Origin of the sequence: Aneurinibacillus aneurinilyticus ATCC 12856 (assembly GCF_000466385.1) — a bacterium.
Classification (GTDB): Bacteria; Bacillota; Bacilli; order Aneurinibacillales; family Aneurinibacillaceae; genus Aneurinibacillus; species Aneurinibacillus aneurinilyticus.
Genome location: NZ_KE952701.1, coordinates 19,279 through 41,244 on the forward strand (window position 1 = coordinate 19,279; position 21,966 = coordinate 41,244).

Here is a 21,966-nt window from a genome sequence, read left to right on the forward strand (position 1 = left end):
TCGCTCAACTGCTTATCTTTTTTCTCCAATTCGGCTTGTGCATCGTTCTCTTTCGCTTCATACTGCTCTGCTTTTTCCTGCAATTGCCGTTGCAGCTCGCTCAACTGCTTATCTTTTTTCTCCAATTCGGTTTGTGCATCGTTCTCTTTCGCTTCATACTCATCGATTTTGCTTTCCAGGCGCAGCTTTTCATTTTTCAGACGCGTCTCTTTTTGCTTTAGCCGGGCGATAAATTGCTCTTTTTCCTCCACTTCCGTCCGCACTTGCAATGCTTCGTTATTTATCCCCTTTAATTGCTGCTGTAATTGTTCTACCTCGTCTTTTAGCTGTTTTTTCTCCGCTTCATGTTCCATCAAACTTTTCTCAAAGCGATCGTTCAATTCTACGAACGATTGTTCTCTGTTTACGAGTTGTGCCTGTGCCTGTTTCATATCCTCATCGAATTGCTGCTGCAGTTGTTGAAGTGCTCTGTCTTTTTTATCCAATTCAATTTGTGTGCGTCCCGTTTTTGCTGCATATTCATCAATTTGGTTTTCCAGTTCTAGTTTTTCGCTTTTCAGGCGGGCTTCCCTCTGCTTCAGTCTGGTAATCAAATGCTCTTTTTCTTCCAGCTCGGCCTGAATTTGCAACGTTTCATCATTCATTCCCTTGACTTGCTGCTTAAGCCGTTCGGCCTCCGCCTTCCACTTCCTTCTCTCTATCTCGTGTTCGGCTATTTTCTTTTCCAGCTGGCTATTTAACTCGCTGATCTCCTGCTCTTTATGCAGCATTCTGGTTTGTGCTTCTTTTACTTCTTCCTCCAGAGCATATAAATGGTGTTGCAGTTGAGCTGCGAATTTCTCCTGTTGAAATGCATTTTCGAGAACATGCAATACTTCCGCATCTCTTTCCTGGACATCATACCGCTCACTCTTTTGTACGAACTGCGTCTTAAGTTCTTCGATAAGTTGATCTTTTTCCACTAAATATTCCTGCGCCTGTAGCAGCTCCTCTTCTAGCTCATTAATGTGCCGCTGGATTTGTTCATCAATCAACTGTTCTTTTTCCATTAAGCTCGCTTCCGCACGCTTAATTTCTTCTTCGAGATATTGGATATGCTCCTGAATGTGCTTCTTTTCTGTTTCGTAGTCGATTAGTTTCTGCTCAAGCTGCAACTGCAGTTCTTCGATCTGCCGATCGCGCTCTTCCGCATGGTGTCGAGCCTTTTCCAATTCCTCCTCATATTGCGCAATCTGCCGCTGGAGCCGCTCCGTCTCACTCCCTTCTCCCTCTTCTGCCCGCCGCTGCCTTGCCTGTTCAATCTGTACTTCCAGTTTGGCGATGCGCCCTTCTAGCTCCAGCTTCTCTGCTTCATACTGTGCTAATTTCTGTTCAAGCTGCTGCTGCAGTTCTTCAATCTGCCGGTCGCGTTCTTCAGCATGTTGTTGCGCTTTTGTTAGCTCTTCCTCATAACGTTCAATTTGCTGTTGCAGCTGTGCTGCCTCACCTTTCTCCTTTTCTTCATGCTGCTGTCTTACCTGCTCAATTTGTGCTTCCAACTCGGCAATACGTTTCTCAAGCTCTGCCTTCTCTGCCTCATAACAAATTATTTGCTGTTGCAATTGTTCAACCCGCTGCTCCCTTTCCTGCAAGTCAATTTCATGCTGCCGCATCTTCTCTTCCAGCCGGGAACGAATCTCTTCAACCAATCGGTCACGTTCTTCGGCATATTGTTGCGCTTTCGTTAATTTTGCTTCATACTGCTCAATTTGCTGCTGCAACTCAATTGCATATTGCTCCCTATCCTCCATTCGCTTTTGCCGTGTCTGTTCGATTTGCGCCTCCAGCTCTGTAATGCGTTCTTCCAATTCTATCTTCTCAACCTCATACCGGATCACTTGCTGCCGAACTCTTTCGGTCTGCTGCTGTGTTTTCTGCAAAAAAACATGTGCTTCCTCTAATTGGCGTTCCCGTTCATCCAATTGCTCCTGGCAGGATGTACTCTTCACTTGCATTTCTTCTATATATTTTTCCCATTCTTTTCTCTCTGCTTCGTATTGCATTGCCTTGCTTTCCAGGGTATCGACTTTGTTCGTCAATATCGTTACGTTTTTTATAAGCTGCTCTTTTTCTTGAATGCACTGGTTTCTTTCCTCGCTTACTTGTTCCAGACGTCTGCTCTGCTCCTCTAATTCATCCTGCAGCCAAACGATCTCACTTTTCAATTCTTCCTGCTTTTTCCCGAACTCGCCGCTTTTCTTATATTGTTTTACCCTTGTTTTATATCGGGAGAGCTCGGATTTATATCGAGATAGAATAACTTTATAACGGGAAAGTTCGGATTGCAGGTTGATTAGCTTCTGCTTGAGCTGCAGATGACTTGAATCGCTTGAATCAAATTGAGCTATAGAATTATCTTTCATCATCAATCACCTCTTTTGGATATATGCCCCTTAGTCCTCTCTATTTTTATGCACCCGTCTAGAATAGGGTGAAGTTATTTGTCAAGAATGCTGGGCAAATTTTCTGCTTTTGCCCTCCTCTAAAAAAAATCCGCATATGCCTAGAACTGTCCTCCGGCTTTACCCATAAGATAAATTAGTTCTAATCCCCACCCACACTTCAGAAAGGATGGTTATGCATGCATACTAACCATGATTTTATTCCTGAAGCGATCCAAGGAGCGCAAGAAGAGACCGTATGTATTAAGGTGAATAAAGTGTTTGACTGGGTTACCCGCCAGGTGGATGTTCCGCTTATTAGTCAACGCGATGTTCTGGGAACCGTGTTCCCAAATTGCACTCTGCCCGTTGGATTGACGACTCAGGATGTTGCAAACTTCGGTACAGTCGAATGTTTCTTATCAGATGAACAAGGAAGACCGCTTGATCCGTTAGAGGAAGGAGCCATCTGCTGCGTTGAAATCTCGCAACCGGGCGGTCGCCAGGATGTGCAGGTTACGCTACCTTCAGGTCAAGTCGTTACGTTGCAAAAAGTGAAAGTATTGAAAAAAGGATTTGTCACTGTAGTTCTGAAGGTTCTGCCTGCCCTGTGCAGCACGCCTATTATCTGCTGCGTGACAAAACCGTTCCAGGTCGCAGAAAAGTTCTTCCTGTGCGCGCCTCATGGAACATTCCTGCAATGCCATATTACGGATTTTGAATGCGATGCCCAGCTTATATTTTTCCCTGGTACTGGAGCTGGCGGCACTGACGAGTTCCAGTTGGATATCTCTATTAATATGTGCCAAGACATTCAAATGGAAGCGTTGGTTAAGCTCGAAGTTCTCGCTAGCTTTTGTCAGCCAAGGTTGGAACTACCATTCGAATGCCCGCCGCGTCCATTTCCACCGCAATGCCCAACCGTTTTCCCGGGTTAATCATCACGCTTCACAGGCAGGAAGAGAACAGCATTCTCTTCTTGCCTGCTTATTTCATTTTTAATGCGAGGAGAATAGAATGGACACGAAACATACGCAAACCGTCTTATCTTACTGTGCCGAACTTTCACGCTATGCTGCCTTAATCAAACAGGAATTGACCAAGCCCAGCAGCGTAGAAAGTAAAAAGCAGGAACAAGAAACAGGCCGGGAAGCGGGAGTAGGCGGTACAGCCTTTTTTACTTATTCGGTGATTTTGCCGGACAACGGTGAAGAAGAAACTGATGTGCTTGTGATGGGTGATTTTATTGTAAAAAACACGGGAAGCGAGCCGTTACACGCTCCAATGATTTGCATCCGCATCTCCCCTGCCGAAGCAGGTACATTAAGCGGAAAAATTAGAACAAATAAGAGGCGCTCGTCTTTTTTCATCGAGGCAAACCATGCGAATGAATGGCATTATGTAGGACAGGACGAGGTAGAACGGAAAAAGGCGAATGGGGAGTACTGGCTGGCCCCGAATTTCTGCAATGAATTGGCTGCAGGTGAGAGCCTTGCTTTTTCCAATTTCACATTAAGTCTTTCCAAACCACCAGAACCAAATTCTATTATTGTGGAAGGGTTCGCTTATTTTAAAGAACAAAGTGAAGGCATCTTTTCTTTGAACAATATTGTCATTAACTTCTGAACACGAAGAGCCGGAATCAAAAAACGATTCCGGCTCTTCGTATAGCGTTTTATTATTCCATTGTCTTGAGATTGGTAAGACAACTTTTGCAAATATTACGACCACGGTAATTAGTAATATTATCGGCTGAATCACAAAAAATGCAAGCCGGGGCATACCGCTTTAGAATAATCTTCTCATCGTCCACGAAAATTTCCAGCCCATCTTTCTCCGCTATACCCAGATTACGGCGCAACTCAATGGGAATGACCACCCTGCCTAATTCATCCACTTTCCGAACCACACCGGTCGCTTTCATTGCCATTTGTATTCCCTCCTATATTTGCTAATTCATTTGCTGATTCATTCTTATTTAAATTCTATCAAGTCTACCGTTACTTAACAGTGCAAATATTGCATGGAATTGGTAATAGTCCCTTTTACTTGAATTATTGTATCTTAAAAGTATTCATATTTCCATTTGTTCGGGACTTTTCACGCATTGCTCTACCGGGTCAAGCATGGCATGATAAAGTAAACTTTTATCAGCAAGGCTTTCTTCATCCCCTGTTGATAAAAGTTGCACTTATTGAGGTCTTAAGGGACATTATGCCCTTACAGGCAATAGGCAGGCAAAATATTTGCTCGTTCTTCTGGTCAAAAGATGGGCCTACACTTCGAATGTAATATCTATGGACACATACATCATAGGGTGGTGACAATAATCATGTTCAAGAAATTGCGTGAAATGATGAATGGCTCGCCGAAACCGGAAGACGGATGGGTGGTCGTGTTTCTCGACCGAAACGACTTCCGTCTACAGGCGATGCAGCAACGATTAGAAGAAAGAGGGATTCGCTCTTTCGTAGAGAAGCACTCCGCTATATATGTGCATGAGAGCGAACTGGAAGAAGCAAAACAAACTGTGGCTGAATGGGTAAACTAGCCGCCAAATAAAAAACCGGAGCAAGATATCCTGCTTCGGTTTTTTGTTGCAGTTAGAACGGCTTGTTCATCATCATGAATGCAATGCAGCCCATCAAAAAGATGGAAAAGATTCCGACACATAAATTCTGAAAACGTAACGTTTTCAATTCCTTCTCGGCATGAACCTTGCGGCTGTTCGCTACCTCTCGAAGCCCCCGCATCAAGAATCGCTTCAACATATAGAATACAAACATATAAAGAAGCATTGATACAAGTAGCCACATCTGCATTAAGTATTGAAACGACGTGACAAAGAAAAACGCCAGGCCGGTTCCCCATAATACAACATCTGCCGTAATATCAAGCTTACGATATGTTACTAGAAAGCGCCGCGTCTGCTCTACGTTCTTCAATCTGGGAATCAGGAACAAGACGGCCAGCTTGGCCGCAACCCCTAGTAAATGGAATGTGAGCACCACATAGAACAACGGCTCTCACCCTTTCTATTCTTATTGGCTGTCCTTATTGTACTATGTGCCGTACAGGACGACCAGACATATTTCTGGAAATGCAACAGACAGCATGCACTCCGTAATTTTGTCATTTTACACTTATTTCACCCGCGCAAATGTGGTATGATGCAAGAGTGCAGAAAGGAAATATAAGGAACGTGCACCAAATTACATTTGGTAGCTCGGGCTTCGTAAGGTGGCTAGGCATAAGAAAATAATCAGGAAAAAGAACACGAGGTTAGGTACGCCCTGCACTTACACCTTAAAAGAACCAGTGTATCTTTTGCTATCCTTCTGCTTTTTTCTTACCTCCCACCCCAGGTGTAGGTCGATTTATCAAATCAGATGTATATTGGGAGAATGAGAAAATGAGAGAAACAAAAAAACGGCTGCTCGCCGTGCTTAGTGCAAGTGTAATCTGCCTTGCCCTTCTGTTTGGAAGCCTTGCGTTCATGGCCGACGCCAAAACGGATAATCAGGATGTCATGATAACTGGCTTTGATAAAGTCACACTTGCATTTGTAGGGGATATGCAGTTTACAGGAACGGTTAGCGACCAAATAAAGAAAAACGGGACTGCCTATCCATTTGCTAAAGTAACACCAATGCTGTCCCGTGTCGATCTTGCTATTGGTAATCTAGAGACAACGCTCACGACTGGCGGCACTGCCCAGAGCAAACAATTCACGTTCCGCTCTGACCCTCGCATGGCTCAGGCAATGGCGAAAAGCGGACTTGATGTAGTCGGACTGGCGAATAATCATACGCTGGATTTTGGCCTGAATGCACTGTACGATACGATTGGACATGTCAAGAAAGCCGGGCTACTCCCCCTCGGCGCAGGAAAAAACCTGGCCGAAGCAACGCAAATTCACTACATAAAGAAAAAAGGAAAAACGATCGCTTTACTTAATTATAGCCGTGTCCTGCCTTCAACCTCCTGGATGGCTGGAAAGAACAAACCAGGGCTAGCCAGCGCGTACGAACCGAAAATCATGTATGGCAAAGTAAAAGAGGCGAAAAAGAAAGCGGACATTGTCGTCGTTTTCATTCACTGGGGCCAGGAGCGCGTCACAACACCGGAAGCCTACCAAACCGAAATGGGACATACGCTCATTGATATGGGAGCGGATTTGGTCATTGGTCATCACTCCCACATCATGCAGCCGGTAGAGTGGTATAAAGGCAAACTAATCGCCTATTCACTCGGTAACTTTATATTTACCAATAGCCGAATAGATCGCTCTAATCAATCTGCCATCCTAGAGGTATCAGTAAGTAACAAACGCATTCAGGCAGGTCTTATTCCTGTCCGGATTACAAACGGGCAACCGCGGCCAATCGAAGGGGCAGAAAAAGCAGAATTCCTGCGTTTCATGGACCAGCTTTCACACAAAGCCACCGTTAAAAGCGATGGGACGCTCGCTCCATAGCGACCAGTACTTCTTGGACTGTTTCAAGAAATACCCGGCTTGCCCGTGAACGATATCGGCCGCGGCGATATGCCATCACCAATGTACGGCAAGGTGTAGGATTACGCAGTGCTACATATTGAGGAAGCAACGGCTCTGTAGAGAGTCGTGTCACCATCTTTGGCACGAATGCAATGCCCATCCCCGCCGCTACGAGCGATTGTACGGTTTCAATGTTGCTGCTTTCAAATACGACGCGCGGCACAAACCCCGCCTCTTCACACCATCCTGAGGCCAGGGTACGAAAACCTTGGCCTTTTTTTAGCATAATGAAGGCTTCTTCCTTTAGTTCGCGAATCTCCACCTCTTCTCTCTGGCTCAACGGATGATCCGGTGGCACAGCCAAGCAGATTTCCTCTTCGAGAATTGGCTCCCATTCCAGGCTCGGATCCGCAAGCGGCAGTGACAGCAGGCTCATCTCGGTCTTTCCTCGTGCCGTCAATTGCTCAAGCGCCCTTGTCGCTTCTTCAATAAGACGCACCTGGATACCAGGGTATTTCTTTTTGAATACCGGCAGTACAAGCGGCAAGATATGGGCGCCAGTAATGGGTAGACTTCCGACCGTAAGACCTCCTCTCTCCAATTCCGCCATGTCCTGCATTTCTTTTTTCAATTGCTCAATAGAATCGAGAATTTTCGATGCCGATTCATAAAATCTCTCGCCTGCATCTGTTAGACGGATTGAGCTTGTTGAACGCTCGAATAAGATAATATTAATTTCTTTTTCAAGCTTAGCAATTTGCTGGCTAAGTGACGGCTGGGCCAAATGAAGCTTATCTGCTGCGCGTGAAAAGCTTTTCTCCTCTGCAATGGTTACTGCATATAATAATTGTCTGAGTTCCATATTCAACCTCCCTGTCTTCTTTTTATAGGTAAATCCTATGTAAACTATAAATATTATATCTTTGAACATTTGTTTTTTCTATGTTAAAACTTATATAAAGATTAAAAAAACAAAGGGGAGAGATGAATGAGACCACGTACAATGTTTGAAAAAATCTGGGACAATCATGTTATCTACGCTGAAGAGAACAAGCCCAGCCTGCTATACATTGACCTACAGCTTGTACACGAGGTAACATCACCACAGGCATTTGAAGGTTTGCGCCTTGCCGGACGCTCTGTGCGGCGTCCTGATTTAACATTTGCAACTATCGATCATAACGTACCGACTACAGACCGTTCCCTGCCAATCGAAGATCCGATTTCCCGTCAGCAAATTGAGACACTGCAGGCGAACTGTAAGGAATTTGGCGTTACACTCTATGATTTAGACAGTCCGGAGCAAGGCGTCGTGCATGTAATGGGACCAGAATTGGGACTTACCCACCCCGGTAAAACCATTGTATGTGGAGATAGCCACACCTCAACACATGGGGCGTTCGGTGCACTTGCATTTGGTATCGGAACAAGTGAAGTAGAGCATGTACTGGCAACACAATGTTTGCAACAAAAAAAGCCGAAAACGCTTGAAGTACACGTAGATGGGGAACTTCCGCTCGGCGTAACAGCAAAAGATTTGATTCTCGCCATCATAGCTAAATGGGGCACCGACTTTGCAACTGGCTATGTTATCGAATACACCGGAGATGCAATCAAGAACCTCTCCATGGAAGAGCGGATGACCGTCTGCAACATGTCAATCGAAGCCGGAGCTCGTGCAGGACTTATCGCGCCGGATGAAACGACATTCTCCTACCTGGAAGGACGCCGTTTCGCACCGAAGGGCGAAGAATGGGATAAAGCGATCGCGGCCTGGAAGGAGCTTGTCACAGACGAAGGCGCTAAGTATGATCGCCGTGTCGTAATCAAAGCTGCAGAAATCGAACCGCAAGTAACATGGGGTACTAGTCCAGGTATGGGTATCGGCGTAACCGGTATCGTTCCCGCACCAGAAGACTTTACAACCGAAAACGAACGTAAGGCAACACAGAATGCACTTGCTTATATGGGCCTTGAAGCACACACTCCGATTACCGAGATTGAAATCGATCGCGTATTTATCGGTTCCTGTACGAATGGCCGTATCGAGGATTTACGCGCTGCGGCCAAAATCGCCAACGGCCACAAAGTAGCTTCAACTGTAAATGCTATGGTTGTGCCTGGTTCCGGTATGGTTAAAGAACAAGCCGAAAAAGAAGGTCTTCATACCATCTTTATCGAGGCAGGCTTTGAGTGGCGTGAACCAGGCTGCAGTATGTGTCTGGCAATGAATCCGGACGTGCTTTCACCGGGCGAACGCTGTGCCTCTACATCAAACCGGAATTTCGAGGGCCGTCAGGGCCGCGGCGGACGCACACACTTGGTTAGCCCTGAAATGGCTGCTGCCGCAGCTATCGCAGGTCGCTTTGTTGATGTACGTAAATGGGAAGTCAAGGAAAGAGAGGAGAAAGCACATGGAACCGTTTAAAAAAATTACAAGTGTGGTCGCTCCGCTCGATCGCGTTAACGTAGATACAGACGCTATTATCCCTAAACAATTCTTGAAACGCATCGAGCGTACTGGCTTCGGTCAGTTCCTGTTTTATGAATGGCGCTTTGATGAGCAAGAAAATGTGAATCCAGATTTTGAATTGAATAAACCGCAGTATAAAGACGCACATGTTTTGATTGCACGAAATAATTTCGGTTGCGGCTCTTCCCGTGAGCATGCGCCGTGGGCACTTTTGGACTATGGTTTCAAAGTAGTTATCGCACCGTCATTCGCGGACATCTTCCATAATAACTGCTTCAAGAACGGCATCCTGCCAATCGTGCTGCCAGAAGAAACCGTGGAGCAACTGTTCCAAAATGTTGCAAATCAGGAAGGATACGCGGTAACGGTTGATTTGGAGAAGAATGTAATTACCGATGACAATGGCCTTGAAGTTCCATTCAGCGTCGATGCATATCGCCGTGAGTGCCTGCTGCAAGGCCTGGACGATATTGGCATTACACTGATGCAGGAAGACAAAATCGCCGAGTACGAAAAAAGTTATCCAAGCTACTATAAAGTCTCACAATAATTAGCAAAGGGAACAGGACATCGCTCTCCTGTTCCCTTTATTCTTGGCTTGTCGTTTGAAAAGATCGTGACCATTTGTCTTCTTTGCGAAAAAAACAAGCATTTACCTACCCTTCTCTCGCAGTCCCGTAGTATGGACCAGGAGCTTCAGGAGCCCCAACCGGAAACGGGTAAGGTGTAGGATAGGGATACGGTGATGGGTAAGGAGACGGATATGGATACGGAACATACTTCGGCCTGTTATTAAGAAACGGAAGAATCAGAAATGGTGTTAAAAATAGAAGCGGGAAAAGTCCGCCACGCCCGTCGTGTGCATAACCATAATGATATGGATAAGAAACAGGCTGTGTATAATATAAAGGTGCCGCCATGTTCGTATGGTATTGCTCATAAGCGAAAGACGGCTGATGATTGTTTTCATTGTTTTTCATAATAGTCCCCCACATTCTCAAAGTAGTTTTCATATGTTACTACACTATGTGAATTGCAGGCGGATGCCCCTGATTTTATTCAAAATAGACGTACGCCTATTCTGCATTATTGGGCCTGGATAATTTGTCTGCCAGCCTTTCCAGCTCTTCAAGCGATTGTTCAAATACATCGAGGGCACGAGAGATAACACCCGGATCACGCAGGTTCACTCCAGCCTGTGCCAATACATCGAGCGACGGCTTGGCCCCGCCTGTCTTAAGAAATGCCAAGTACCTCTCCTGTGCCTTTCCTTCGCCTTTCAGTAGTCCGTCAGCGAGTGCAGTTGCTGCAGAAAAGCCGGTAGCATACTGATATACATAAAAATTCTTATAGAAATGTGGGATGCGCGCCCATTCTGCTCCGACAAGCGGATCTACAGCAAGCGACGGTCCATAATACTCCCCGACAAGCCTGCGGTACTGTCGATCTAAATAATCGGCAGTAAGCGTCTCTCCTGTCTCTGACGCTCGATGAATATCCCGTTCGAATTCCGCAAGGAGGGTCTGGGTAAACAGCGTGCTCTGAAATGTATCCAGATAACGATTCAAGAGCGCTGCTTTCTTCTCTGGTCCCTTCGCCTGTGCAATCCAGCCGCGCAGCAGCATGGATTCGTTAACGGTTGAAGCCACTTCTGCAACGAACACACCATAGCCTGCATTTAAATAGTCCTGCGTCTCATTAGCATAATAGGAATGCATCGCGTGTCCAAGTTCATGTGACATCGTTAGTACATCATCCAATCTACCATGATAATTCAGTAGCACATACGGCGGATATCCATATACGGCTGTCTGATATGCCCCTCCTGTCTTATTCTTGCGGCTGTATACATCCATCCACCGATTCGTGAACGCTTCATCCAATCTGCGTCGATAATCGGGACCGAGCGGCGCCAATCCTTCGCGAATCATCTTTTTTGCTTCATCCAATGAATACTCCCGCTTTGTATCAGGAAACAACGGAACGTATAAATCATATTTATGTACTATAGGCACACCAAGCAACTTCTTCCGCAATGCCGTATATCGATGGAGCAAAGCCACCCGTCTTCGAACCGTTGAGATTACATTATCATACACGCTCTCTGGTATATCGGTAGCATGTAATGCCGCATAGCGCGCTGACGGATAATTTCGCGCCTTTGCATAAACAATATGTTTACGCACCTCTCCCTGCAGCAGGGATGCAAATGTATTCTCATACTGCTTGTATGTACCATACATTGCTTCGAATGCACGACGACGCAGTTCACGATTCGGAGAAGTAAGCAAAGACGCATAATTAGTACGATTTATCGAGATTTTTTTACCATTCATACCCTCAATAGCAGGGAACATAAGGTCTGCGTCTAGCAGATATCGATACGTTTGTCCCGCCACACCTGCTATTTCACTGGTCAATGCGAGCAGTCGTTCTTCTTTCTCTGATAAAATGTGCGCCTGTTCTTTGCGTAACTCACTAATATGTCGCTTGTACCGTGTCAGTCTTTTTTCCTGTCCGTATATTTTTCTAAGCTTCGCATCATCCATTGCGCCCAATTCTGAAGCAGTAAACGATGTGACCAGTGTTAATTTTTGCGCTACCTGACGAACCTTATCAAGCCGTCTCTGGTTTTCTGAACTTGCTGTATCTGTATCGAAGAGCAGCTGTGCATACGTATATGCTTTTTCGAGCTTTCGCATGACATGCTCTTCCTGATTCAGCATAGCATACAATTGCTTTGCATTTGCAAGCTTTCCTTTGTATGCGGAAAGCCCGCCAATTTCCTTCTCTACATCACGGATGTCCGTCTCCCATGCGGCGTCATCTGGATAGAGACGGCTTACATCCCATGTATCCGGCGCATTTACTTGTGTTTGTCCTGCTACCGCCTGCAAGGGCCAGAACTGACAGAGAAGTAACAGGACACATGCAAAGCCTGTAAGTGCACCAAACCTTATTTTGCGCATACGGATCCCTTCTTTCTTATTCGTTGTTGAACATATCTTTAGCAAGTAAGGGATAAAATATTTATTGTGCCTTTTTTCATCTTTCTCTGTATAATACGTTTGAACATAACATTCGAAAGAAAGGATAATGCTTCGTTACAACACATACGGCACTAATCACTGGCGCTAGCAGCCTGTTTTTCCAATAAAAAAGATAGATTCGTTAAAAATGAATCTATCTTTTTTATTGCCTTTATTATTTTACTGGCCGTTTACTTTACCAGGTATTCAATGTATTGATTATGAAAAACATTTATCAATGAGAGACATGCGAACGAATAAACCGTTCTGTGCCTGCCGGAAGTAGGCAGCGCGTGGGTCTTCATCTACCTCGACCGCAATCTCACCAGCGCGCGGCAGCGGATGAAGAATAATGCTATCCTGCTTCATTTTTGCAAGAACTTTCCGGTCGATAATGTATTTACCACTGGCCTTTTCATATTCATCAAGCGAAGTAAATCGCTCTTTCTGAATACGCGTTTGGTACAATACATCAGCGGTTCCCACCACTTTTTCCAAATCATGCTCTTCTTCGTATGTAATACCTTTTTCGTCTAAATACTTCTTCACATACGTAGGAATTTGCACGTTCTCTGGCGCAGTAAAAGAAATATGAATTCCTTTGTAGTTGGCTAGCAAATAGGACAACGAATGAACGGTTCGTCCATTCGCTAAATCTCCAATCATGACAACATGTAAGTTGTCAAGACGCCCGAGTTCTTTTTCGATCGTGTACAAATCCAAAAGTGACTGTGTCGGATGTTCGCCTGCCCCGTCTCCAGCATTAAGAACCGGTACAGTAGCTACTGCTGCTGCACGCTCTGCTGCTCCAATATCCGTATGTCGGATAACAATCACGTCGCTATAGCCGGAAACAACTCGAATGGTATCTTCAAGCGTTTCGCCTTTAATCGTTGACGAAAACTGGGCTGCATTCTCTGTGCCGATAACTTTACCTCCAAGACGCGACATCGCCGATTCGAACGATAGACGTGTCCGGGTGCTCGGCTCAAAAAACAACGTTGTCATTACTTTATTGCTGTAAAGGTCACTGCCGCCGTCTTTCACGACTTGCTCCATACGATGTGTATTCTCGAAAATCTCATCCAGCATCGGACGGGTAAACTGTTTGGCTCCTAATACATGGTATAGTGACACAGCATGTCTCTCCTTTATTATGTAATTTTACATTTTCCTGTTTTTCTCTCCAATACGCATAGAAAACCACTCTGACTTGCATCAGAGTGGTTGATTTACCATGGTAATGAGAAGACCCGTTTAGCGTCTCTTTTCGCGTTTACCTAAGTCGCCCATTTTGTCTTCGCTTGTTTTCATCCAACGTTTCATCATCGATTCGAAATCTTCTCTCGAATTGTTGTTGTTGGAACGTCCGCCCGGACCACCTCGGTGATCATCGCGCTTCTTAAATGGACGGCGGTCTTCCTTCTTTTCCTCATGAATTCTCATGGTTAAGGAAATTTTACCGTCGCTTTTAATCTCCAGCACCTTAACGGTCACTTTGTCACCAACTTTGACAAACTGGTTAATATCTTCTACATAAGAGGAGGCGATTTGCGAGATATGAACAAGCCCCTGCTTGTTTTCTCCGATATTAACAAAAGCGCCAAAAGATTGAACTCCTACCACGGTACCTTCTAAAATATTGCCGACAGCGATGTTACTCAAAAAATGTTCCCCCTAAAAGAATTTACTATACAATTACTATACATGAAACAAAAAGAATAATAAAGAACTTTGCGTCCTGCAAGTTCGGGCAAAACATGCCCTGCTTCTTTATTACATTATTCCCATTTCGACAAAAAGGTACTCTTTCCTGCCTATACTTGAGAATTATGCAAAACTTCTTCGTCACGATCCTCTTTTACACGTGCAATTTTGGATATGTGAGCGATTTCTTCTCCCGGTTCCATCATGACCATCGTACGTCCAATCGACCCTTGGTCATTAACTGACAGACTTTCCCGGTACGCCTCCCACTCTATGGGAAGCATGTGCCCTGCACTTGTCTTCGCTACGAGGTCATGCTGTAAGGCATCCTCTAGGAATGCTGCTTTTACCTCATGGGGCTGCACTTTACGGCGCCGGATAACAAGCAGTCCCTTTCCTCCTCGTCCTTGTGCCGTAAACTGGGCAACGAATGTGCGTTTAATGACCCCTTCCTTCGTTACAATCTGCAATACATCTTCCCTTTCTGGAGAAAGAACGAAGGAGCCAGCAATCCGTTCACCTTCTTCAAGCTTCATGCCGCGTACCCCCGCTGTATTTCGTCCCGTGAAAGGCACATCAGAAACCGGAAAGCGAATCGCCATGCCACCGGATGAGACAAGTAGAAATTCTCCGTTTTCCCGACATAGATGCACCGCTTCAATCCTGTCATCATCCTTCACTTTTGCTGCAACAATCCCACGTTTTTTCTGCGTTTTGCTGTACTCTTCCACTTTAGTGCGCTTAACCATGCCACCCTCTGTCACAAATGCAAACGACTCATCCATTATTGTTTCTAATGAGTCTATTGTATAGGCAGAAACGATTTTTTCTTCCTTACTGAGGGACACGACATTTACTAGACTCGTACCGATGTCCTTCCAGCGTCCGTCCGGTATTTCATGCACGGGCAGCTGGTAGAATTGCCCATGACTCGTAAATAGAAGCAACTGATGAATCGTGTTCGTCTTAAAAAGATAACGAACAGCGTCCCCTTCTTTCAGCCCTGTCGTTTCGACAGAGGCACCGGAGCTATTGAATGAACGCATCGACGTACGCTTAATATACTGGTCTTCCGTGATTGTCACAATCACATCCTCCGCCGGAACAGTAATAGAAATATCGACCTCGATGCTCTCAATTTCATCTTCAAGCTCAGTTCGACGATCGCTTCCATATTTTTCGCGGATTTCCACCAATTCCGTTTCGAGCACCTTATTCAGCTTCTTCTCGCTTTTCAGGATGCCTTCAAGAACCGTAACCTTTTTCCGCAGCTCTTTTTCTTCTTTTTCATATTTCTTAATGTCAAGACGCGTCAGTTGGTGCAATCGAATATCAAGAATGGCTTCTGCCTGTTCATACGTAAAGTCAAAACGCTCTATCAGGCGCTGACGCGCGTCTTCCCGTCCATCCGAGTCCATAATCGTGTCAATAACCTGACGTAGAATCGAAATGGCTTTAATAATTCCTTCTACGATGTGCAGACGCTTCTGCGCCCGCTCCAAATCGTACGTTGTACGCTTCGTAATGACCTCTTTCTGGTGGGCGATATAGGCAGCCAGAATCCCTTTAAGGCCAAGTTGCTGAGGCCGTTCATCTGCGATAACAAGCATATTGAAACTATAAGAAATCTGCAAATCGGTTTTCTTGAAAAGGTAATTCAAGATGCCATCAATATCAGCGTCCTTACGTACTTCAAGTACAATACGCATCCCCTGGCGATCCGTTTCGTCCCGTACTTCCATTAGGCCGTCAACGTTTTTCTCCAGAATTTCCTCTTCAATTTGTGTGACGAGCGCTTTTTTCTTGACCGTATAAGGTATCTCATCAACAACAATGAGCTGACGCCCCTGCTTTCCATTCTCAATGTGCGTTTTGGAGCGAATGATGATGCGGCCTGAGCCCTTCTCATACGCTTTTCGGATCTCATCCTTCCCTTGAATAATACCGCCGCCCGGCAGATCCGGACCCGGAATGTACGTCATCATCTCATCAAGTGAAAGCTCTGGATTATGAAGCAAGGCAATTGTACCATCGATAACTTCACGCAGATTATGGGTAGGAATCTCTGTAGCGAACCCGATAGAGATACCCGTTACCCCATTAACCAGCAAATTCGGAAATCGTGCAGGCAGCACGACTGGCTCTTTGGTCGTGTTATCATAGTTCGGAATAAATTCCACTGTATTTTTTTCAATATCGCGGGTCATCTCCATCGCGATTGGCATAAGGCGCGCCTCTGTGTAACGCATCGCCGCAGCCGTATCACCGTCAACCGTACCCCAATGGCCATGACCGTCAATGAGCGGCTCGCGCATTTTATGCGGTTGTACAAGATTCACCATTGTTTCGTAAATGGATGCGTCACCATGCGGATGGTAATTACCCATTACATCTCCGACCGTTTTCGCCGATTTGCGGTACGGGCGGTCCGGTGTGTTCTTCTCTTTATACATCGAGTACAGCACCCGACGTTGTACGGGTTTTAAGCCATCCCGCACATCCGGAATGGCTCTTGAAAGAATAATATAGCGGGCGTAATCGCTGAATCGTGAGCGATACACGTCCCGCACACTCATCTGCAAATATTGTTCATGCGGCAGTGACATCGACTCTTTATTCCTCCTCCATAACAAACTTCACATTGCTCTCAATCCATTCACGGCGCGGCGGTACCTTATCTCCCATTAGAATGGTAACAATCCGCTCGGCCTCTGCTGCCTCTTCCAAATCAACCTGAATAAGCTTGCGCGACACAGGATTCATTGTTGTATCCCAGAGCTGTTCAGCATTCATTTCGCCGAGTCCTTTGTAGCGCTGGATTTCCGCCTGACTGCCCAGTTTCTTCTGTGCTGCCATTCGCTCCTCTTCCGTCCATGCATAGACTATCTGCTGTTCTTTCTTACCCTGTTTGTATACTTTATACAGGGGCGGCTGGGCGATAAATACTTTACCGCGCTTGATCAGTTCCGAGAAATACCTGTAGAACAGCGTCAACAGCAAGATCTGAATATGTGCGCCGTCGTAATCAGCATCCGTCATTATAATAATTTTGTCAAAAGCGCATTGATTGGCATTAAAATCATCGCCAATTCCTGTGCCCAGCACTTCAACAATCGTATTAATCTCCTCGTTGCCATTCGGTCCAATGACTTCATAAATTTTCTTTTTCTCTACATTAATCGGCTTACCGCGCAGGCTAAGCACGGCCTGGAAGTTGCGGTCGCGTCCATTAATTGCGGAGCCTCCCGCTGAATCTCCCTCTACGATGAACAGCTCGTTACGGTCCACATCTTTCTTGCTTGGCGGTGTATATTTATCACTGATCGTGCGTTTGCCTTTCTTTTTGTTCTTCTTGTTTGGATTGCGTAACGCTTCTGCCGCCTTTTTGATTTCTTCTTTGATGCGGCGCGACTCTATAGCTCGTTCGATAATGAGCCGAGCGATATCCGGGTTCTCTTCCAGAAAGAAGCTCATTTTCTCGCTCACGAATGCTTCAACTGCCGACCTTGCTTCCTCACTGCCAAGTTTGTCCTTTGTCTGACTCTCAAACTGTGGGTCATCCATTCGGATACTAAGCACGGCCATCAACCCTTCACGGTAGTCGTTTCCGGTCAGATTTTTGTCGTTTTTCTTTAGCATCGCATTCTTACGCGCATAATCGTTGCATACTTTTGTGAATGCATTACGAAAGCCTGAAACATGTGCTCCTTCATCAATCGTCGGAATCGTATTGACATAGGACAGCAGATTCTCTGACGTATTGTCGTTATACTGGAATGCCAGTTCAATCTCAATATTTTCCTTTTCGCCTTCAAAATACACCGTATTATGCAGCGTATTTTTGCCGTCATTTAAAAATTCGATGAACGCCTTAATCCCTTCATCGAAATGAAACGTCTCTTTCTCCGGTGCGCCCGGACGCATATCCCGCAGATGAATCGAAACACCTTTCAGCAAAAACGCATTATCGCGGAGACGTTCGCGCAGTACGCTATGCTGAACATTCGTATCACTGAAAACACGCTTATCAGGCATGAACGTTACCTTCGTTCCCGTCTTGCGGGTCGTACCCACAATATCAAGCCCGGTTACGGGGTGCCCGGCTTTGAACTGTCCATTTGCCTCTTCTACATATTCAAAGCGTTGTCGATAAATATTTCCATCGCGGTAGATTTCCACCTCCAGCCATTCGGACAATGCATTCACTACGCTTGCCCCGACTCCATGTAAACCTCCCGATTTCTTATATCCATCGCCACCGCCAAATTTTCCACCAGCATGCAAGACGGTGAATACAACTGTCGGCGTCGGAATTCCTTCATCCTTATTAATACCGGTCGGAATGCCACGACCATTGTCTTCAACGCTGATGCTTCCGTCCGGATGAATCGTAATCTTAACTGTATCGCAGTAGCCGGCCAGCACTTCATCCTTGGAGTTGTCAATAATCTCCCAGATGAGATGGTGCAGACCGCGACTTCCGGTCGAGCCAATATACATCCCGGGTCTGACACGGACGGCAGTCAGCCCTTTTAGGACGCGAATATCATCATCGCTGTATGCTGGTATAGTTGGTGATACATTTTGACGACTCAAATCCTTCCCCTCCTGTTTCTTTCATTCAATGTACTGGTTTTTATGGCGAAAAGCAACATCAGTCCATTTCCCTGCCGTCCCTTTCCTTTTCATTATACACAAAACCAGAATGCTTGTTCGTCTTTTTTGCCTTCGTTCCCGAAATTGTATATTCACCAAAAAGGAAGGGGCGGAATCATCCACTCCTTCCTCAAATATGCCCTATTTTACGATGCATGCGGTAATCACTTCATGCAAGCGTGCAGCCGCCTGCTTTGGATTGGGCTGTCCAACAATTGCGGAAATGACCGCCACACCATCTGCCCCTTGCTTTATTACTTCAGAGCAGTTATCAACCGTAATACCGCCAATACCGACAATCGGAATATCCGAGAACGTACGAATCTCGCCAATTAGAGCCGGCGTAACCGGGTCTCCGGCATCAGATTTGCTGCCAGTGGCATAAATCGCTCCGACACCAAGATAATCTGCTCCCTGCGCAAGTGCCCAACGCGCTTCCTCAACCGAAGATGCCGAAACACCGACGAACATCCGCTCTTTTGCCAGTTTGCGAACCTCGCTCGCCGGCAAATCATCCTGTCCGACATGGACGCCGTCTGCATCCAGCAATATCGCTACATCTACACGATCGTTAACAATAAATGGAACATCATGTTTGCGGCACAGCTCCCGCATTTTTTTTCCGGTTTCCAGCACATGGCGAAGCGGCGCATGTTTCTCGCGTAGCTGCACAGCCGTTGCCCCGCCGTCAATAGCCAGACGTACCGTTTCCAACGCACTGCGGCCATTAACCTCTTCAATTCCAATTACAAGGTAAACCGCAAGTTTATTTTTCCATGTTAGATTATCCATCGCTGTCACTCTTTCCGTTTATTTTCGCTCTACACGTGCCATGGATGCAACTTGCTCTTCGTCTATGCTATAGAGCATGTCCAGCAGGGCAACCTGATAGGAACCAGGGGCAGATACCGTCTGCCGTGCCATTTCCGCTGCCGCGCCATATACCGCAAGCCCTGCCGCGGCCGCCAGCGCATAATCTTTCTCCACAGTAGTGAACGCACCAATGATGGAGGTAAGCAGGCAACCTGTTCCTGTGATGCGTGTGAGCATTTCGTCGCCATTATGCACAGTATATAATTCATTTAATCCAGCGACCACATCAACCTTGCCTGTAATTGCAACGACTGTATTCAGCTCTTTGGCTGCTTTACGAGCCAGTGCCTCAACATTTCCGCCCGCCTGGCCAGCATCCACACCTTTAATCTCCCATGCTTCTCCCATCACATTGGCTATCTCCGCTGCATTGCCCCGGATAATCGCGATATTTATTTCTTCAACGATACGGCGTGCCATTTCCGTACGGAATGGTGTAGCGCCTGCCCCCACCGGATCAAATACAACAGGCACACCGTGTTCGTTGGCAGACTTCCCGGCAATCAGCATCGACTCCACCGTTTCTTTCGTCAATGTGCCCATATTCAATACGAGTACACCAGCGATTTTAGCCATATCCGCTACTTCTTCCGGCGCATAAGCCATCACGGGTGAGGCGCCGATTGCGAGCAATCCATTCGCTGTAAAATTAGTAACCACTTCATTTGTAATGTTATGTACAAGTGGGCTCTTCTCTCGCAATGCGACGAGCAACGCCCCAAATTGTTGTTGTAGCATCATAGTCGCAAACCCCTTTTCATATGGTCTTGTTTGTTATTTTATGATACTTCTTTTCCGCGTATAAAACCACTGGTCCATCAAAGGAAATCTTAATATAATCTTAACGCAAGTCAAACAAAATACTTACACAACTATAGTAAGATGGGCTATGGATTGATCTCCACAATCATACCACATATTGTGGTAACTCCATTCTCATTAGGTCCCGGCATTGCACGGGACCGCTTTTTTAACATAAATATAATGCAGGCTACATACAGGCTTATATACATCTGATTGGATAAATCGGCACATATTTGTGGTGGGAGGTAAGAAAAGAAGGAAGGGCGGTGGGCGCATCCACCCTCTTCTTTTTTCTGAATCTCCTACTTCCAACCATCCTATTTCCATATAGAAGTAAAATGGCGTATAATAAGCGACGATACAAGTCCTTCTATATTTATGTAATCTAAGGAGCGAACCCGAATGAAATGTAAAATCACAAGAAACGCTGCAAAGAAAATTAACGAAATCATGGCACAAGAGGATTCAGAAGGAAAGTTTCTGCGCGTAGTCATCACCCATACGCACGGTACCCACGCTCATTATGGCCTCGATTTGGATACACCTGGCGAGAACGATGAAATTGTGCATACCGATAAAGAAATCGATGTACTTCTCGACAAGACGCAGGATTTGCTTGACGGGGTAAAAATTGATTATTTGTATTTGCCAGAAGAGGGTTTTGTCATTACAAACCCGAGTAAAGGCAACCATGGTGATCATTAAACCTTCTCCTTTACTGTTTCATGCAAGGGTGTAACTCGAAATGCATGAAAAAACGGGTCCTCCACACTTTAAGGACCCGTTTTCTGTCTTATTTCCCCATCAGCTCCAGGTTTGGAGTTGCTACAAGCTCCGGGTCTAGCCCATGTGCACAAGCATATTCCCGTACCCACTCGTTAATCCATCGCTGCGTATCTTCGTATTTACGAATAATCTCCTGAACATTCAATTCTTCTGTCTCTTCCTCGCTGTCTATACCCTTCTCCTGTATGCTCATTGCGCGCAGGTTGGCCTTTACATTGTTCTCTATCTTGGCGAACGCACTAATGTAGCGGATGACACTGGCCTGATCAGACCGGTGCAATCCTTTTTTTACATAGCGGTCGGTTAAATTCGACAGGCTTTCATTGAACTCATCCTGATTCATCTCTCCTTCATAAATACGCTGTTTCACATCGTCTATGTATAGCTTAATTTTTTCCGACTCTACTAAATCCTTAAAAAGGAGATTGAACACTGAGTCACTAATCTGCTTTCTTTTCTTCATTTTTATCGTGTATTTATTCTCTGTACCCATGCCCGTTCACCTCATTTCATACTATTATAATACTATGAAAATGTACACAAAAACAGCCATTTCAACGCATTGAAATGGCTGTTTAGTATGATAAATATCCAATTTATTAAACACTTAGTCATACTTCTCATCTTCTATTCTTGTTTTGTCTTCTACTATGTATTCCAATTCTGTTTCAAAATTCAAATACCAGGGGTGTTGATTATCCAGTATAATCCAGAGTGGAT

General features: G+C 45.5%; 20 protein-coding genes. 7 read left to right on the forward strand and 13 right to left on the reverse strand.

Features of this window, described 5'->3' with window-relative positions; translation table 11 throughout:
• A partial coding sequence (locus tag HMPREF0083_RS03985; RefSeq protein ID WP_021619767.1) for a coiled-coil domain-containing protein occupies positions 1–2,405 on the reverse strand: 2,405 nt, incomplete at its 3' end.
• 215 nt (positions 2,406–2,620) lie between these two features.
• Here HMPREF0083_RS03985 and HMPREF0083_RS03990 point away from each other — a divergent pair.
• Both HMPREF0083_RS03990 and HMPREF0083_RS03995 read left to right on the forward strand, forming a co-directional pair.
• Complete coding sequence (locus HMPREF0083_RS03990) at positions 2,621–3,358, forward strand: BMQ_0737 family morphogenetic spore coat protein (protein WP_021619768.1); 738 nt, start codon at positions 2,621–2,623, stop codon at positions 3,356–3,358.
• 79 nt (positions 3,359–3,437) lie between these two features.
• Entirely contained in the window at positions 3,438–4,046 is a 609-nt protein-coding gene (locus HMPREF0083_RS03995; protein WP_021619769.1) for a hypothetical protein, read from the forward strand.
• 52 nt (positions 4,047–4,098) lie between these two features.
• On the opposite strand, the gene HMPREF0083_RS04000 is transcribed toward HMPREF0083_RS03995, so the two are convergent.
• Positions 4,099–4,350, reverse strand: a complete 252-nt coding sequence (locus tag HMPREF0083_RS04000) for an AbrB/MazE/SpoVT family DNA-binding domain-containing protein (RefSeq protein ID WP_021619770.1) — start codon at positions 4,348–4,350, stop codon at positions 4,099–4,101.
• Positions 4,351–4,752: 402 nt separating this feature from the next.
• On the opposite strand from HMPREF0083_RS04000, the gene HMPREF0083_RS04005 reads away from it, so the two are divergent.
• Complete coding sequence (locus HMPREF0083_RS04005) at positions 4,753–4,971, forward strand: hypothetical protein (RefSeq protein WP_040301414.1); 219 nt, start codon at positions 4,753–4,755, stop codon at positions 4,969–4,971.
• A gap of 52 nt (positions 4,972–5,023) precedes the next feature.
• Here the strand turns inward: HMPREF0083_RS04005 and HMPREF0083_RS04010 are convergent, their stop codons facing one another.
• Positions 5,024–5,431 carry a hypothetical protein gene (locus HMPREF0083_RS04010; RefSeq protein ID WP_021619772.1) on the reverse strand — a complete coding sequence of 136 codons (408 nt, stop codon included), beginning with the start codon at positions 5,429–5,431 and terminating at the stop codon, positions 5,024–5,026.
• A 401-nt stretch (positions 5,432–5,832) separates the two neighbouring features.
• Between HMPREF0083_RS04010 and HMPREF0083_RS04015 the strand changes: the two genes are divergently transcribed.
• Entirely contained in the window at positions 5,833–6,897 is a 1,065-nt protein-coding gene (locus HMPREF0083_RS04015; protein WP_021619773.1) for a CapA family protein, read from the forward strand.
• Here HMPREF0083_RS04015 and HMPREF0083_RS04020 read toward each other — a convergent pair.
• Positions 6,869–7,780: a LysR family transcriptional regulator gene (locus HMPREF0083_RS04020; protein ID WP_040301416.1), complete on the reverse strand. Its 912-nt coding sequence runs from the start codon at positions 7,778–7,780 to the stop codon at positions 6,869–6,871. The genes HMPREF0083_RS04015 and HMPREF0083_RS04020 overlap by 29 nt on opposite strands.
• Positions 7,781–7,906: 126 nt before the next feature.
• Between HMPREF0083_RS04020 and leuC the strand changes: the two genes are divergently transcribed.
• Together leuC and leuD are read left to right on the forward strand one after the other, a co-directional pair.
• Complete coding sequence (leuC, locus tag HMPREF0083_RS04025) at positions 7,907–9,346, forward strand: 3-isopropylmalate dehydratase large subunit (RefSeq protein WP_040301417.1); 1,440 nt, start codon at positions 7,907–7,909, stop codon at positions 9,344–9,346.
• The gene (gene leuD, locus HMPREF0083_RS04030) at positions 9,333–9,941 is read left to right on the forward strand and encodes a 3-isopropylmalate dehydratase small subunit (RefSeq protein WP_021619776.1); all 609 of its coding nucleotides are present in this window, start codon (positions 9,333–9,335) and stop codon (positions 9,939–9,941) included. Before leuC ends, leuD begins: the two co-directional genes overlap by 14 nt.
• A gap of 106 nt (positions 9,942–10,047) precedes the next feature.
• Here leuD and HMPREF0083_RS04035 read toward each other — a convergent pair whose 3' ends face one another.
• From HMPREF0083_RS04035 to thiM, 8 genes are all read right to left on the reverse strand, one after another.
• Complete coding sequence (locus HMPREF0083_RS04035; RefSeq protein WP_040301419.1) at positions 10,048–10,371, reverse strand: hypothetical protein; 324 nt, start codon at positions 10,369–10,371, stop codon at positions 10,048–10,050.
• 96 nt (positions 10,372–10,467) lie between these two features.
• On the reverse strand, positions 10,468–12,360 hold the full coding sequence (pepF, locus tag HMPREF0083_RS04040; RefSeq protein ID WP_021619778.1) for an oligoendopeptidase F: 1,893 nt from the start codon (positions 12,358–12,360) through the stop codon (positions 10,468–10,470).
• Positions 12,361–12,639: 279 nt separating this feature from the next.
• Positions 12,640–13,557 carry an aspartate carbamoyltransferase gene (gene pyrB / locus HMPREF0083_RS04045; protein ID WP_040301420.1) on the reverse strand — a complete coding sequence of 306 codons (918 nt, stop codon included), beginning with the start codon at positions 13,555–13,557 and terminating at the stop codon, positions 12,640–12,642.
• 120 nt (positions 13,558–13,677) lie between these two features.
• The gene (locus HMPREF0083_RS04050; RefSeq protein WP_021619780.1) at positions 13,678–14,085 is read right to left on the reverse strand and encodes a S1 RNA-binding domain-containing protein; all 408 of its coding nucleotides are present in this window, start codon (positions 14,083–14,085) and stop codon (positions 13,678–13,680) included.
• A gap of 152 nt (positions 14,086–14,237) precedes the next feature.
• A complete protein-coding gene (gene parC, locus HMPREF0083_RS04055; protein WP_051354525.1) occupies positions 14,238–16,733 on the reverse strand; it encodes a DNA topoisomerase IV subunit A in 2,496 nt (831 codons plus the stop codon).
• A 7-nt stretch (positions 16,734–16,740) separates the two neighbouring features.
• Positions 16,741–18,723, reverse strand: a complete 1,983-nt coding sequence (locus HMPREF0083_RS04060) for a DNA gyrase/topoisomerase IV subunit B (protein WP_205762709.1) — start codon at positions 18,721–18,723, stop codon at positions 16,741–16,743.
• A gap of 201 nt (positions 18,724–18,924) precedes the next feature.
• Positions 18,925–19,575, reverse strand: coding sequence for a thiamine phosphate synthase (gene thiE / locus HMPREF0083_RS04065; protein WP_021619784.1), 651 nt, complete (start codon positions 19,573–19,575; stop codon positions 18,925–18,927).
• Positions 19,576–19,593: 18 nt separating this feature from the next.
• Positions 19,594–20,394: a hydroxyethylthiazole kinase gene (gene thiM, locus HMPREF0083_RS04070; RefSeq protein ID WP_040301435.1), complete on the reverse strand. Its 801-nt coding sequence runs from the start codon at positions 20,392–20,394 to the stop codon at positions 19,594–19,596.
• A gap of 468 nt (positions 20,395–20,862) precedes the next feature.
• On the opposite strand from thiM, the gene HMPREF0083_RS04075 reads away from it, so the two are divergent.
• Positions 20,863–21,165, forward strand: a complete 303-nt coding sequence (locus tag HMPREF0083_RS04075) for a HesB/IscA family protein (protein WP_021619788.1) — start codon at positions 20,863–20,865, stop codon at positions 21,163–21,165.
• An 88-nt stretch (positions 21,166–21,253) separates the two neighbouring features.
• On the opposite strand, the gene HMPREF0083_RS04080 is transcribed toward HMPREF0083_RS04075, so the two are convergent.
• The gene (locus HMPREF0083_RS04080) at positions 21,254–21,739 is read right to left on the reverse strand and encodes a hypothetical protein (protein ID WP_021619789.1); all 486 of its coding nucleotides are present in this window, start codon (positions 21,737–21,739) and stop codon (positions 21,254–21,256) included.
• Positions 21,740–21,966: the final 227 nt, after the last annotated feature.